This window comes from Tissierella pigra (assembly GCF_018917845.1).
Lineage (GTDB): Bacteria > Bacillota > Clostridia > Tissierellales > Tissierellaceae > Tissierella > Tissierella pigra.
Genome location: NZ_JAHLPJ010000001.1, coordinates 1078197 through 1093729, shown reverse-complemented (window position 1 = coordinate 1093729; position 15533 = coordinate 1078197). Strand labels below are relative to the sequence as shown.

The window sequence follows — 15533 nt, the reverse complement described above, 5'->3', positions numbered from 1 at the left end:
ATGGAGGTTATACCTATGAATATAATTGAAAAACAATGTAAAGTCTGTCCAGTAGGATGTAATCTTAAAATCACCAATGACAATAATGAATACTTCGTTGAAGGCAATCGATGTAATAGAGGTGAAGAATATGGCATAAAAGAAATTATAGAACCTTCACGCATCCTTACATCTAGAGTACTCTTAAAAAATGGTCCTATGAGCAGACTTCCAGTAAAGACCACTGACATTATTCCTGAAAGACTAGTAGAACAATGTATGGAAATAATTAAAATAGCTGAAGTATCTGCTCCTGTAGAAAAGGGAGATATTATTATAAAGAATATATTAAATACTGGCGTAGATGTAGTAGCAGCTCGAAAAGTAAATAGTCTATGATAACTCCAATTTTTGGTGCTAAGTACCAAAAATTGGAGTTATTCTTTATGAAGCCCTTTCTTTAAAGTATATATAAATAATCCTGTTAAAATTATTCCCTTAAATACAGTACTAATACTCATACTCCACCAAACTCCTGCCATTCCCAATGCAGTAGCTGATAATACCAATGCTCCAGGAATTCTAAGTAAATTCAAGATAATTCCTGTAGTAGCTGGAATATATGTCTTTCCAATTCCATTAAATCCTCCTGTAGAAGCTATTTCAATAGTTATAAAGAATTGTGATAATCCTAATATCCACAAGTATTTTTTTCCCATTTCTATTGCCACCACATCGTTTGGAGTAAATATTTTAAATATTGGTCCTCCTGCAAATATCAATAAGAATGTAGCAAACATACCTATAATACTTACTATTCTAAGTCCCTTATAATAACCTTCTTCTACTCTATCATAATTCTTTGCCCCATAGTTTTGCCCTACAAAAGCTGCTATGGCAGTGGAAAAACCTTCTGCAGTCATCCATGATATTGATTCTATCTGTGAACCTACGGAGGATACTGCAACTGGAGTTGGACCCCAATTTGCTAATATTTTTGTCAGTACCATAGATATTAAGGCATGAGCCCCTGATTGTAGAGAAGATGGAAATCCTAACTTAAATATTCTTTGAATATAATTCATATTAGGCAACTTAAATAGGTTTAAATGTGAAAATAAAACTCTATTTTTCCTTGAAACAACTATATATATCAATGTAACTATAAATTGTGCAGTTATAGTAGCCAATGCTGCCCCTTTTATTCCCATGGCTGGAATTGGCCCAAATCCAAAGATTAAAGCTGGGTCTAAAACCATATTCGCCACCAATCCAATACTTGAAATAATAAAAGGTGTTACACTGTTTCCTGAAGCATTGAATATAGCAGAATATACTGGATTTACAAAATTAAATATAAATCCACAAGCCACAATTACTAAATAATCAGTAGCCATTTGAATAGCTTCTGCATCTCCTAAATTAAAAAATCCAATGGCTTGATTTCTAAATACCAATAGAATTAAAGAATACATAAGTCCTACAAATATATCTAGTTTTAATCCATTTGATATATATTCCCTTGCATCAGCCATATCATCCCTTCCATGGGCTTGAGCAACCCCTACACTTACTCCTATTGAGGATATAAGTACAAGAGACATACCAAACCACATAAAGAATCCTGCTGTTCCCGCTCCAGCTACAGCATTGGTACTAAGTCTGCCTAGCCACATCATATCTGTTAAATTATACATCATCTGTATAAAAGATGTACCCATAATAGGCAAAGCCAATTTAGTAAGGGTACTGGATATATTTCCTTCTGTTAAGTTAATATTTTTTTGCATATAAATCTCCCTTTGCTAATTAATAAATTTATGTTTAGTAACTCTAAATAATTGTATAGTAAAAAATAAAATTAATCAAGATATTTGAAAGCTATAATAGAACTTTATTCGCTTCTAACTTCCTGTTGAAGTATAATGTTTGACTCCTATTTGCCATACTAGTAAAGATAATAAAAAGAACATTGTTCCAACTAAAGGTGAAATCCATCCCAACCATATGGGATAATTATATAGTTCTGTCTTTCCCAATATACTCATGGCAGGAAAATAATTGACTGTAGCCAGTGGAATAATATATATAAGTATTTTTCTAAACCAAGGCTTATATATAGATATGGGATACTGTGCCGCCTGAACTCCTCCATAAGTAAAAGAATTTACTATTTCCAAACTTTGAACAGACCAAAAGGATAAAGTAGCTTGAAGTACAATAAGCCCTGAAAACAAGAAATTTCCCCCTATAATTGATCCAAATAATAATAATGTCTTACCTATTGTCCATTTTATATTTAATCTAATTGCAGCCCATATAAGGACAACGAGACCTTGACAAAGTCTGCCTATTCTCATTATCTGAAAATCATATCCTAAAATTTGCAACACTGTTGTTCTAGGTCTAAGTAGTATTCTATCAAAATCACCCAGCCTAACTAATCTAGGAAAAATATCAAATCCTCTAGTCCATCCTTCCGTAATAGCAAATGCAATATGAACTATTCCATAGAATAAAGCTGCTTCCTCAAAAGTAAAACCTTGTATATTCCCAAATCGCTGAAACAATGCCCATATACCTAGAAATTCAATAAATGTTATTAAAAAATGACCTATGACCATCATAATAAAGGAAGCCTTATATTGAAGCTGAGATTCTATACTTAATTTAACATATTTAAAATATAATCTAATACTTTCCATATCTTTAGCCTCCTTGTACTATTAAATCTTTTATTTTTCTATTTAGTATCCATTGTCCCAATATATAGATTATCAATGCCCAAATACATTGAAATAAGAAGTATTTAAACAGTTGATAAAAGGGAATTTCACCAGTAAAAAATCTAGCGGGAATATCTACTAAACCGCTAAAAGGTAAATAATTTAATATTTGTTTCAATTTATCTGGGAAAAGTGGTAATGGTACTATCATTCCTGAAAATAAGGTGACAATAGATGATAGTAATCTTTGAATACCATCTCCTGAAATAGAGTAAAGAGTAGTTATATTTATAATATTTGTTATGGTACAAGAAATAAGAAGTGCTCCAAAGGTAGTCACTATCCATCCTATGAAAGATAACATATTTAATGGCAATTCCATACTATAATCTTTGGGCAGTAATAAAACTACTATAAATAGAGGAATGGATTTAAGCAAAGTTGGAGCAGTTCTCAAAGCAAATGCCCTTGCAAACCAATAGTTATACAAATTCATAGGTCTTACAAGTTCGTATGTTACATTTCCTGTTCTAATTAAATCCTGAATTTCCCTATCTCCATTCCAAGGCAACATACCAAGCATAGCTTGACCAATCCATATATAAGTAACTGCCACTTTATAATCAATAGGAATTTCTCCACTTGAAGAATTGTAAAATCCATATAGAACCATTATCATAACCATTCCAAAGAAAAATTGAGTGACTCCCCCTGCAAAAGCAGCCACTCTATATTGTAACATCAAATTAAATCTAATTTTTATAATAGATATAAATGGCTTCATATATTTAATTCTCCATATAATTTAGCAATTATTTCTTCAATAGGAGTGTTTTCTATTAATATATCTTTTATCTTATATTTAGTTGATAAAATATTTATTAATTCTGCAGGAGTTATTATATCAGGATTGAAATCTATCATAAGCCTATTTTTTTCTTCTTCAATTAGAGTTGCTCCATTTATGGAAAAGCCGTTTGTACCTTCATAAGTTTCTAAAATCATTCTTCTATCTTTAGATACTGTATTTCTAAGGGTTTCTAAGGAACCATCTAAAAGAATTTGTCCCTTTCCTATTACCATTACTCTATTACATAGAGTTTCTATATCATCCATATCATGAGTTGTGAGAATTACCGTAACTCCTTTTTCTTTATTAAGCTTTTTTATAAATTCTCTAACTGCTAATTTAGATATGGCGTCTAAGCCTATGGTAGGTTCATCAAGAAAAAGTACTTGAGGAGAATGAAGTAATGATGCAGCAAGTTCACATCGCATTTTTTGACCTAAACTCAATTGTCTTACTGGAGTGTTTATAAAGGATTCTAAGTTTAGCCATTCTATAAGTTCCTTTTTTACTTTTATGTAATCCCCCTTTGGAATCTTATAAATATCCTTTAAGAGCTCAAAAGAATCGATTACAGGTAAATCCCACCAAAGCTGAGTTCTTTGTCCAAATACTACTCCTATATCTTTTACATAATTTATTCTTTCCTTGTATGGAACTTTCCCTAATACTTTACACTCCCCTGAATCTGGTGTCAATATTCCAGATAATATTTTAATAGTAGTAGATTTTCCAGCCCCATTAGGTCCAATATATCCTACTAGTTCCCCTTCACCTATTTCAAAGGATATATTTTCCAAAGCTTTTACTATTTTATATTCCTTGTGTATAATATTTTGTAATCCTCCTACTATGCCTGACTTTCTCTGTCCTATTTTATACTCCTTAGACAACTGATTTGCTACAATAACCATGACTAAACCCCCTCTCCATTTTTAAAGCGTAAGGTTGATTTTATCAAAGTAAGCAGGTAAAGTCAATAAAAAAACTCCTATGTAACATATTTGTTATATAAGAGTTTTTAAGCTATAATGATTATTTATTCCATCGTTTTAAATGTGGAAGTGAATTGTTTAGTATTGCTCTAGCATCTTCCTCGGCCATTCCATTTTCTTTCATAAAAGGTACACAAGTTTCTATCATTTCTTCCATTGTTTCCTCTGGCTTTCTAAAACTTCCATCTTCATAACAATAAGTGCAGTAATCCAGACTTTTACTCCCATCTTTCTCTGTACCATAAAGACTAGTATCTTCCATTGGCATCCCACAGCTTTGACAATATTCTTGTTTCATAAGATTTCCCCCTTATTTCTATTATTTATCTTATGATACCATTATGTTTTGTCAACAGTATGTCATATTTAATATTTTTCATAAATTTTTCGTGATTTTTTCTTAATTATATCTTTAATATAAAACGGCTCAATTACTTCTATATATTCACCATAGCTTAATATCATGGAATAAACCCATTCATCCTCTGGAAATGAAGTTCTAACTATTATAGATCCATCTTCATCTATGGTAATATCTTCTTCATAAAAAAATTCTTCTACTCTTTGCCGTACCTTAGAAGAAAACTTTAGAACTAAATCTACCATATTATTTTTAGGAATACTTTTATACTTAAATTCCTCATAACTCATTTCTCTTCTATTAAAGCCTTCCTCTAATAAATGAATCCTATGTATCCTAGAAAGCTTAAAAAACCTATATCCATTTCTCAAAAGACAATATGAAAAAACATACCAATTAAGTCCTTTCAATACAAGACTCATAGGTTCTATTCTTCTTTCTGTTATATTTCCATCACGATTTCTATAGCCTATATATAATAATTTTTCTTTGCTTATTCCTTCATATATAATATTATATTTCTCTTTATCTCCAGAATCAATTCTATATCCCCAAGGCAAGTCACATATTATCAATTCATTAAAATAATAATCGAATTCCTCTCTTTTATCTCTTGGTACAATATTACTTATTTTGTCAATTGTTAAGTCAATGTCTTTATTATGTGAAAAATTCTCTATATTTTTTAGCGCAATTACAATTGAAGCCATATCATCCAGTGTCAGTAGCTGATGGCTCATTTTATAGTTGTCTAAAATTCTAAATCCTCCATCTCTGCCTTGGTTAGATACTATAGGGATACCTGCTAAGTTAATAGTTTCTATATCTCTATATATAGTCCTTAATGAAACTTCAAATCTATTAGCCAATTCTTTAGCAGTTATATTATTTTTATTAAGTAATATAACTATAATAGAAAGCAGCCTATCTATTTTCATTATTTATTTCCCCTTTTGTTGTTATTATGTTTTACCTACTTCCTGTGTATACAGTCCTTCCTCTTTAATAATAAGACAAGGAAGTACCCATTCTAGACCTCTAAATTTTATTATTTTGTTTTCAATAATCATATAACAATCTCACTTTAATATATTGTTTTTGGTTCTTCTATATATTTCCTTAACTTAAAATATAGAGTATAATTATTATTATATAAAAATAGATTATAAAATTAATATAAACTGTTATACATAAGGAGTGGGTTATTCATGATTTTTTCAAAAACTGCAATTGTAACTGGTGCTTCTAAAGGCATCGGACAATCTATAGCAGAATTATTTGCCAATGAAGGTTATAATGTTTTAATTAACTTTAATAAATCCGAAGAAAATGTCTTTAATTTATATAATAAGCTTAAAAACAAAGGTCTATCTGTAAGATTATTTAAAGCAGATGTTTCCAAAAGAGATGAAGTAAATTCAATGATAGATTTTTGCATTAAAGAGTTTCATAATGTTGATGTACTTATTAACAATTCAGGAATAAGTCAATCAAAATTATTTACAGATATTACTGATGAGGATTTAGATAATATGATAGATGTCAATCTTAAAAGTGTTTTTTACTGTACACAAGAAGTTTTAAAGTATATGATTCCCAATAAAAAAGGAAAAATCATCAATATTTCTTCTATATGGGGTATCATAGGTGCTTCTTGCGAAGTTCACTATTCTGCTACTAAAGCAGGTATAATAGGATTAACAAAAGCCTTAGCAAAAGAACTAGGTCCTTCAAATATTCAAGTAAATTCTGTTGCACCTGGTGTTATTCAAACTGATATGCTTTCTTCTTATAGTGAAGATGAATTAAATGTCCTTAAAGAAAATACTCCTTTAATGAGATTAGGAACTCCTTATGACATTGCTAATTGTGTACTTTTCTTGGCATCTCATCATGCTGATTTTATAACTGGACAAATAATTAGTCCCAATGGTGGATTTGTGATTTAGTTTGTTTTTATCTACTTTATTCCTTAATTACAACTCCCAATAATCCTGCTAATTGAATTACCTGCATATTTGAGACTATTACTCCATTTAAATCCTCTATCCTTATTCCTATTCCCTCTATATTGCAGGTTCTTAAATCTATGCCTTTTAATGCTACTCCAACCATTTGTATTCTTTTCATATCAATATCTGTAAAACCTATCTTCGAAAACTTAGAATTTTGAAAATCTACATTATTTAATAGAGATTCTATAAATTTTACTTGTTTTAAATCAGAAAATCTAAAAATAGAATAATTAAGATTACAATTAGTAAATAGTACATTTCTCAATGTTCCATTAGTTAATTTTACTCCAATCATTTTACAATCCACAAATTCTACTCTATGTATAATTCCTCCGCTTAAATCTATATTGGATAAATCACAATTAATAAACTTTACATCTGTTAGCTCAAGAGCATTTAAAAATACATCTTCAAATATTACATTTTTAAATATTACCTTTTCAAATATTACCTTATCTGCCCTTTGTTCTTCTATATAACAATCACTAATAATACCCATACTAAAAAAATCTTCATCTTCTATGGTTTTATTTCCTATATCCAACTGCTCCAATTTCTCTGGAATTTCAGGTGATAGAATCTTTATTTCATCTTTTACTTTTGACACTTTATTTCCCCCTAATGATCAACAATAAAATTTCCAATCTCTCCTTGTACCAATTGAACCAATTTTACTACTTGTAACTCCACTTGAACACCGATCTTTCCTGCACTTACAATAATATTGTCTATTTCTAAAGCACTTTCATCAATGAAAGTCTTATAGCTTTTCTTCATTCCTATGGGAGAACATCCGCCTCTTATATATCCTGTAAATTTAAATACATCTTTTACCGGTATCATATCTATATTTTTTTCTCCTGCTAATTTTGCAGCTTTTTTAAAATCTAGTTCCTTATGTACAGGTAAAAGAAAAACATAAATATTTTTACTATGACCTTGAGTTACTAATGTTTTGTAAACAAATTTTGGTTCTCTCCCAATTTTTTCTGAAACCGAAATTCCATCTATTCTATCATCACTTTTATCATAAGTAATAGTATTATAATCTATTTTCATCTGGTCTAAAATTCTCATTGCATTAGTTTTTATATTGGACACATTATTCACCACCTAATTGATTATATATTTGGCAACACTAATTCAATTTTAAATCCCTTGCTTATACTATTATCATAATTAATTTTACCTCTGTAATCCAAAATTCTTTTTTCAATTCCCAACAATCCGTTTCCTTTAATGAACTCATTACATCCTACTCCATTATCAGATACTATAATCTTTATTTCTTCGATATAAGCCTTGACACTTATATTTATTTCACTACATTTACCATGTTTTACACTATTAGTTATGATTTCCTTTATGGAAGTATATATTATATCTTTATATTCAGGTAAAATCTCCTCTATACTTTCCTCCACATCTAATATTATTTTAACCTTTCCTGTATCCTCTATATTAGCAACTATTTCTTTTAAGGAATCTATAAATGTTTTAGTGACTTTCTCTTTCAAGGCATAAACCGCTTTTCTCAAATCATCCATACTTCTCTTGGTCAATATATGGGATTTATTAATTAGCTCTTTAGCTTTATCTATGTCTCTATCTATAATCTTCTCTGTCACATCTAGATTCATATTTAAAGCTATAAGATTATGTCCTAAATTATCGTGAATTTCTTCTGCCACCCTGCTTCTTTCTTTACTTATAGTTAATTCTTCTATTTTCTCTGATTGCTCCTTTAGCTTTTCATAGGATAATGCCAATTCTTTATTTAGCCTATCTACTTCTTTTTTTTCTTTTCTTAAAGCTTTATATCCAAATAAACTTACTAAATAGAAACATATTCCAGTTGATACCATAATAATACCTAATATATTATCATAATCTATATTATCATAATCCGATATTATTCTAAATGAAATTAGACCTAGAAGAGATATTACTTCTAATGATATGAATAATCTTGAAATTTTTCCTTCTCCATATAAAATTAATTCATACAAAATCAGATAAAAATATATATCGATATATCCCTCTACATGCAATGATAATATTAAGTTTATTATCATTGCTAAAGATATAGATGAATAATATTCTTTTATAGTTTTATAAAAATATTTTGTTCTTAGATAATCATTTATTACTATTACTAAAAATAATACAAAGCAAATTAATGCCTTAATATTATTGTCTCTACAACGATAAATAACATCCATCCCTATAAGAATCTGTACTGCCTTATACAAATAACGATTGTACTTGTAAATTTTATTCATCTATATTACCTCATTGTTCTAGTTATCTCTATTTCTGTTTTCACTCTTATATTCTTAATATAAAGATAGCAGATAAATAAAGTCATTACAAGTAAAAGTACTCCTTTAGTATAAAACACTATATCATTTCCTATATTTTCGTATATATAAGAACCAGCTGTATACCCTATTGCTCCACCTATACCACTGGCAAAACTATATAATCCATAGGATCTTCCTCTTTTATCTTCTCCCACAAAATCAATTATCAATGAAGAAAATGCAGGACTATAGAACATTACTATAGTAGAAATCAAAGTATATAAAATCATAAAACTATAATACCCTTTATTAAAAGGTATCAATATTTGAAGTATGGCATTTATAAACATTCCAACTATAACTATCTTTTCTCTCCCATATTTATCTGAGAAACTTCCAAATCTCTTTGGTAAAAAAAGAGCTAAAATAGATGCTGGAATAAATAAGAAAGTTATTAGACTAAGGTCATATGTAATATGTTCCTGTAAATATAATAAATATATTGGTGCTGTTAAACTGATTATCAATGAAATAACTCCTATTATTCCCAGGAAATATTTCAACTCTTTCTTATTTTTAATATTACCCTCTTCATACCCCTTTTTAATATTAACAGTCTCTGGAAGATTTTTAATCGTATAATAAACAGATGCTAAGCTAGTAACCATAAAAATAATAAATATTAATCTAAATGGATTATCAGTAAAATTGTTGTATAGAATAGTAAATCCAATAATGCTGCCTATCCATTCACCTTTAGCCATCCACTGATCTAATAATCCAAAATTTTGTCCTCTATTGGTTTTATCACTAATATCGGAAATAAATGTGTCTACACTTATCCATAAAAAGGAGGCTCCTAAGGACTGAATTATTCTTCCTATTAATAAATACTTAAAATCTCTAGCCATTATAAAAAACACATTAACTACTGTATACAGAATAGTACCTATTAATATTCCTGTCTTTCTTCCCCTTTTATCTATTAGGTTTCCTACTATTGGTCTTATGATAATGCTTATTATTGAAAAAATAGAATAAAGATACCCTATTTGGATAACATTTGCCCCTATAGATGAGGCATATATTGGAAATATAAATCCTATAAAGGATAATGGAAAAGATATAAAATAGATGGTGTTGTATAATCCTCTCATAATAAAAAACCTCCTATATATTCTTATTTTAAGTGTATAGGAAATTTGAAAATAAAAAATCTATCTAATGTCATTATCATGGTCATGTTTTTCTATGACTATAGTAATATGTTAGATTTCACTTTTTCCAAATAATTTTCATCAAAAAAATACAGATTAGTTATATTGTTTTTTAGTTCCAACAGTTCCATATATTCTTCACAACTTTTTATCAGTTCTTCCTCAATACCATCACCTACTAAAGAAAATACCTCTTTGAATTCTATTTCTTTTATTTTTATTATCCTATTCTCATTAGCCTTTATTTCCAAATCTAATAATTTATAAAATTGTTCTACTTATAAAATATCATTATAAATTTGTGATACACTATTTAAAAAACTAGCTACATTTGACTGTATAGCACTTAAACTTTCTATATAAGCTACTATACCTCCTACTAAATCCTTTCCTATTGCCACCATCTTTACAACTTTAAAAAATGACAAATTGGAGAGATTTCGTAAATATATTGTATTATTGGTTTTATGGATTTTTTAGTTTTTTTATATGTATTCTCTTTCATATTATTTTCTCCTCATGAGATTATTCCCTTAATAAGATACAAGTTCCACCTTTTCTATGACTATTGATTTAATAGGTTGGCCTACTACTGTATCTATTTCTGTATTAGCTATGGCATCAACTACATCCATTCCCTCAAATACTTGACCAAAAACAGTATGTTTATTATCTAAATCATAAACACCACCCAATGTCTCATAGGCCTTAATCACTTCATCAGTATATCCACCTTCTTCTCCTATTTCTTTCATAAGCTCTATTATATCATTATCAACATCGTTTCCCTGAACAATAAAGAAGTTACTAGTATTTGTATTAGGTCCACTGTTTGCCATGGATAAGGCTCCATAGAAATGTCGATAATTTAAGCTAAATTCATCTTCAAATTCATCTCCCCAAATGCTTTCCCCATACTTACCTTCTCCAGTAGGATCTCCTGATTGGATAAAATAATCTTTTCTGACTCTATAAAAACTTTGACCATCAAAATATCCTTTCTTTGTTAAGCCTTTGAAGTTTTCCACAGCCTTTGGTGCTACATTAGGAAATAGTCTGATCCTAATAATACCTAAATCTGTTTTCATCACAATCACTTCTTCGCCTTTTTCTGGAAGCTTTAACTGATCTAAATCTATGGATTTTCTTTTTGAACAGGAACACAATAGTAGAAATAATATTAATAAAATCACAGCCAATATAATTCTTTTCTTTTTCATTGCCCTTGTCCTCCTATTGACAGTATTGATATTTTCCTATCCATTAGTTTTTTGCTCCTTATAAGTCATCCGTTATAAATTTACCATAGCTAATGGCAGTTAGTATTATGGATAAAAAGACAGTAATTGTTATTCCCAATAAATAAGATGCGTTAACTTCACCCTTTATTACTTGCTCTATATTTAGATATGATAATGGTAACCAAAATCGTAACATAGATTTATTATCTAAAAAAGATTCAAATACATAATTTAGCATAATTAGACCTGTGATTAATCCTAAAGTCCTTGAAATAGAATTAATCAAAATTGAAAAAGCTACAGTTAATAGTATGGACATTATCACACTGAAAAGTAACAAAACATATCCTAATATTAAATATCCACTTGTAGATATGACTTGAAAATTTCCAAGATTATCTACGTTACTAGTTAAAGAAATTAGGATCTTTGTAGAACCTATTACTTGTGGAAAGTCTCCCTTTCCTATTCCATAAATCATACTTATTATTATAAAAAAGATTAATATCAATGATACCATTATTACTATTAAAAAAAGTAGAATACTCAATAACTTTGACCAATATATTTTCTTTCTAGAATAAGGTTGGGTAAAATATAATTTATAACTTCCTTCTTCAATCTCTCCCATAAAAACATCTATTGATAATATAATAGAAAATATAATTAATATCATTGGATTATGTCTTTTTAATAAAAAGGTTAAAAACTGTACCCCATTCAATTTATATGGTGATAAATAAGGCTCCATACTATTTTCTAGTAAAAATTCATTCATCATTATCTGCTGTTTTAACTTAGTTGGATGTTGATTCCTAGCTTTTAAAATGGTTTCTTGTATAAATTCATTTTTTTCTCCGAAAATTAAATTTTTAAATTTGCTATTTTCAAGTTCAAGGTTGTGTCGCCAATCATTAACTTTCGGAGCTTTATAGTAATCTTCTAACAATGTAGATGTACGACCTTCTATGGCTAAAAATGCTACTTCGTTTGGGTTCTTTTCATAATCTTCTACATGTTCTTCAAGTATAGAAATTATATTTGATTTCTGATTAGCTTCAAAGCTTTGAATTCTCATATTTTGTTCCATTATACTAAAAAACTCTCTATCTAGTTTTACATAATAAAATACTAGACCTATTAAATAACCAATTAATAATAACAAAACAATTCTATTTTTCCTACTTTCTACAAATTTACTCCATTCACTTTTTATTAATTTAATCATTTTTATCACCATAAACCTGTTGATAGACTGATTCAATATCTATTTCTGCTTTATTAATATCTAATATTAATATTCCTTTTTCTAATAATTCAGACAACAATTCTGATAATAATTTTTGATTTTCCAAGGAAACCTTTACATTATCTAGTGAAATATATTGTATTTTTTCTTTATCAATTATAGATTCTATAATTGGTCTTGCTTTTTCTAAGTCTGAGAGTTGTAAGATGTAACTAAATCGTTCGGAAATAACTTCTGGAGTTTCTATGATTTTTCCATTATTTATACATATTATTCTATCAGCTAATTTTTCTACCTCTCCTAATTGATGGGAAGAAAATAAAATTGAAATATCTTCATCTTTAATTAACTGTTGTAGTGTATTTCTCAAATCAATAATTCCATTAGGATCCAATCCGTTGGTAGGTTCATCTAAAATCAAAAACTTAGGTTTACTAAGAAGTGCAATTCCTAACCCTAACCTTTGTTTCATTCCCATAGAATATTGAGATACCTTAATATCTAATTTATCCCTTAATCCAATAAAGTCTTCAATTTCTTTAACTCTTTCTTTTGTGATATCTCTCATTTTTGATATGAGGTGAATATTTTTTCTCCCAGTCATATCTAAGTAAAGTCCTGGAGTTTCAATTAAAGAAGCTTGATAACTTAAAGCCTTTTCCTTTTCTTTGAATAAGTCTACATCACAGATTTGAATTTTCCCACTATCAGGAATTACTAAATTACACAAACATTTCATTGTTGTTGATTTGCCTGCTCCATTTGGTCCAATAAAACCTACAATTTCATTATGAGAAATTTTAAAGGATACATCTTTTAATATATGTCTTTTTCCATAGGTTTTGTTTAAGTTTTCAACAACTACTACATATTTATTATTCATTATAAAATCACCTACTATAATTAATCTAAACTATAAATCTTTTCCTCGATAGTATATAACATTACATAAAAATATGAATAAGGCTGTAATTAATAATACTGACAATGCAGCTAAAGCTGTCACTCTATATGTTCCATTTAATATCCTCACAGGATTATTCATATAAAATGGACTTAAATTGTATCCACCTTTTATTGTCCATTTTTTGCTTAAAATAGTTCCAACTAAGGTTATTAATCCAGAAAAAACAAAACCTATTACTGGATTTTTTGCTATGGATGATATAAATAAGTTTAAAGTAACATAAAATATTACAGAAGATACTAATAGCACTAAGGCCAACAATAGTAATTTATATAGGGAAATAAAGTCTAACTTTTTATTTATATCTCTATCTCCACCTTCTGCACTGGCATATAAACTAATTCCCAAGGAGTCATTATATCCTCTAGTTTCTATATCTTTCTCTAAGTAGTCAGGTAATGATTTAAAAGTTATCATAGTATCTTTCATAAACAATACTGGATAATTATAGTTTTCAAACCCATCTATAACTCCATATCCTATAGAAATAATTGATGCTGGAATAATGATTATAAACAAAGAAATCAATATACCTACAATAGTTTTAGAACCCAAATACTTATTTCTAGAAAAAGGTTGTGTGAGAATAAGCTTTAGACTCCCAGTATTCCACTCATCATTAATGCTATTAAAAATAATTGCAAGTATAATAAAACCTATTACGATTGGTATTATATGGTTAAAATAATGATATAAAAACATCATGCTATCCATATGATACTTTTCAACTGGCTGAAGATTGTTTTTGTATAAAATATTATAATATTTAGCTGTAATTAAATAAGTATCTACTTTTTCTCTTGTAGAACCTAGTACTCCAAATTTAAAATCTATATCTTCATACTCTATTCCACCATTTACTTCATCCCAAAATTTCATGGATTTTATACGAAAGCTTTCCTCTCTTAAACCACCAAACCTTTGTACTGCAGCTTTACCTCTTATTAAATATCCAAATGATGCTAATCGCTCCCACTCCGTATAATCTTCCTCTTTTGCAGCAATTCTCATCTGTGTTCCTATATCAATAAGAACATTAGAAGCATTCTGAGATTCTTTTGGTCCATCTTTATATTCATCTAACAATCTACTACCAGCGTTTTCCATATATCTCCCAAGCGAATCAAAGTTGATTGCAGAAGTCTCTGTTAATGACTTGGTTTTATAGTCTAATATTTTCTGAAAAGATAAAATAAAAATTAATAAAATTAAAAACCATGTTCTAGCTTGACCAATTTGTCTCTTAAATTCAAACCATATGTATTTTCCCATTCTCTACCTCCTAGAAATAGGCTTTAATCAGATAAAAAAATTTATTAATTAACTAGCACATAGACGATAACGTATTTATTTATACTACATCAGCGAATCACATTAAATTTATATCTTATTAATAGACGTAGGCTCTACTCCCCTTACTGACATATTTCTTGAAGCTGCATATAAACTCTCACTACTATCAATATGAGCATCGAAGGTAGGATAACAATGACAAGGATGCCTACTACATGCACATGCATTTGCAATTTCTCTCGCACTACTTAGGCTTTGTTTTCTCTTATTAAGTGATTTCATATTATTTTCCCCTTTCTAAAATAACAAAGTAATAGCTACTTAAAACAACATCTATGTG

At 28.7% G+C, this 15533-nt stretch carries 18 protein-coding genes; 2 read left to right on the top strand and 16 right to left on the bottom strand.

What is annotated here, in order from left to right; genetic code table 11:
* Positions 1–15 precede the first annotated feature (15 nt).
* The gene (locus tag KQI41_RS05410; protein WP_216584971.1) at positions 16–378 is read left to right on the top strand and encodes a DUF1667 domain-containing protein; all 363 of its coding nucleotides are present in this window, start codon (positions 16–18) and stop codon (positions 376–378) included.
* Positions 379–416: 38 nt separating this feature from the next.
* On the opposite strand, the gene KQI41_RS05405 is transcribed toward KQI41_RS05410, so the two are convergent.
* From KQI41_RS05405 to KQI41_RS05380, 6 genes are all read right to left on the bottom strand, one after another.
* The gene (locus KQI41_RS05405; RefSeq protein ID WP_154439989.1) at positions 417–1769 is read right to left on the bottom strand and encodes an MATE family efflux transporter; all 1353 of its coding nucleotides are present in this window, start codon (positions 1767–1769) and stop codon (positions 417–419) included.
* Between the two features lie 114 nt (positions 1770–1883).
* A complete protein-coding gene (locus tag KQI41_RS05400; protein WP_154439990.1) occupies positions 1884–2684 on the bottom strand; it encodes an ABC transporter permease in 801 nt (266 codons plus the stop codon).
* Between the two features lie 4 nt (positions 2685–2688).
* Positions 2689–3489, bottom strand: coding sequence for an ABC transporter permease (locus tag KQI41_RS05395; RefSeq protein ID WP_154439991.1), 801 nt, complete (start codon positions 3487–3489; stop codon positions 2689–2691).
* On the bottom strand, positions 3486–4466 hold the full coding sequence (locus KQI41_RS05390) for an ABC transporter ATP-binding protein (protein ID WP_154439992.1): 981 nt from the start codon (positions 4464–4466) through the stop codon (positions 3486–3488). The genes KQI41_RS05395 and KQI41_RS05390 overlap by 4 nt, the downstream gene beginning before the upstream one ends.
* 121 nt (positions 4467–4587) lie before the next feature.
* A complete protein-coding gene (locus KQI41_RS05385) occupies positions 4588–4845 on the bottom strand; it encodes a zinc ribbon domain-containing protein (protein ID WP_154439993.1) in 258 nt (85 codons plus the stop codon).
* Positions 4846–4913: 68 nt separating this feature from the next.
* Positions 4914–5846 carry a helix-turn-helix transcriptional regulator gene (locus tag KQI41_RS05380; RefSeq protein ID WP_216584970.1) on the bottom strand — a complete coding sequence of 311 codons (933 nt, stop codon included), beginning with the start codon at positions 5844–5846 and terminating at the stop codon, positions 4914–4916.
* Between the two features lie 270 nt (positions 5847–6116).
* On the opposite strand from KQI41_RS05380, the gene ymfI reads away from it, so the two are divergent.
* On the top strand, positions 6117–6857 hold the full coding sequence (gene ymfI / locus KQI41_RS05375; RefSeq protein WP_154439995.1) for an elongation factor P 5-aminopentanone reductase: 741 nt from the start codon (positions 6117–6119) through the stop codon (positions 6855–6857).
* Positions 6858–6873: 16 nt separating this feature from the next.
* Here ymfI and KQI41_RS05370 read toward each other — a convergent pair whose 3' ends face one another.
* The 10 genes from KQI41_RS05370 to KQI41_RS05325 all read right to left on the bottom strand — a co-directional run bounded on the left by KQI41_RS05370 (position 6874) and on the right by KQI41_RS05325 (position 15475).
* A complete protein-coding gene (locus tag KQI41_RS05370; RefSeq protein ID WP_154439996.1) occupies positions 6874–7530 on the bottom strand; it encodes a pentapeptide repeat-containing protein in 657 nt (218 codons plus the stop codon).
* A gap of 11 nt (positions 7531–7541) precedes the next feature.
* A complete protein-coding gene (gene ybaK, locus KQI41_RS05365) occupies positions 7542–8024 on the bottom strand; it encodes a Cys-tRNA(Pro) deacylase (RefSeq protein ID WP_326828328.1) in 483 nt (160 codons plus the stop codon).
* Between the two features lie 20 nt (positions 8025–8044).
* The gene (locus KQI41_RS05360) at positions 8045–9205 is read right to left on the bottom strand and encodes a sensor histidine kinase (RefSeq protein ID WP_154439997.1); all 1161 of its coding nucleotides are present in this window, start codon (positions 9203–9205) and stop codon (positions 8045–8047) included.
* Between the two features lie 5 nt (positions 9206–9210).
* Positions 9211–10383, bottom strand: coding sequence for an MFS transporter (locus tag KQI41_RS05355; protein WP_154439998.1), 1173 nt, complete (start codon positions 10381–10383; stop codon positions 9211–9213).
* Positions 10384–10721: 338 nt separating this feature from the next.
* On the bottom strand, positions 10722–10871 hold the full coding sequence (locus KQI41_RS05350; RefSeq protein ID WP_195837967.1) for a hypothetical protein: 150 nt from the start codon (positions 10869–10871) through the stop codon (positions 10722–10724).
* 105 nt (positions 10872–10976) lie between these two features.
* Positions 10977–11663: a peptidylprolyl isomerase gene (locus tag KQI41_RS05345; protein WP_154439999.1), complete on the bottom strand. Its 687-nt coding sequence runs from the start codon at positions 11661–11663 to the stop codon at positions 10977–10979.
* A 58-nt stretch (positions 11664–11721) separates the two neighbouring features.
* Positions 11722–12912, bottom strand: a complete 1191-nt coding sequence (locus KQI41_RS05340) for an ABC transporter permease (protein ID WP_195837968.1) — start codon at positions 12910–12912, stop codon at positions 11722–11724.
* Positions 12905–13816 carry an ABC transporter ATP-binding protein gene (locus KQI41_RS05335; RefSeq protein ID WP_154440001.1) on the bottom strand — a complete coding sequence of 304 codons (912 nt, stop codon included), beginning with the start codon at positions 13814–13816 and terminating at the stop codon, positions 12905–12907. Before KQI41_RS05335 ends, KQI41_RS05340 begins: the two co-directional genes overlap by 8 nt.
* A 30-nt stretch (positions 13817–13846) precedes the next feature.
* Positions 13847–15172: an ABC transporter permease subunit gene (locus KQI41_RS05330; protein ID WP_154440002.1), complete on the bottom strand. Its 1326-nt coding sequence runs from the start codon at positions 15170–15172 to the stop codon at positions 13847–13849.
* Positions 15173–15280: 108 nt separating this feature from the next.
* Positions 15281–15475 carry a hypothetical protein gene (locus KQI41_RS05325; RefSeq protein WP_154440003.1) on the bottom strand — a complete coding sequence of 65 codons (195 nt, stop codon included), beginning with the start codon at positions 15473–15475 and terminating at the stop codon, positions 15281–15283.
* Positions 15476–15533 lie beyond the last annotated feature (58 nt).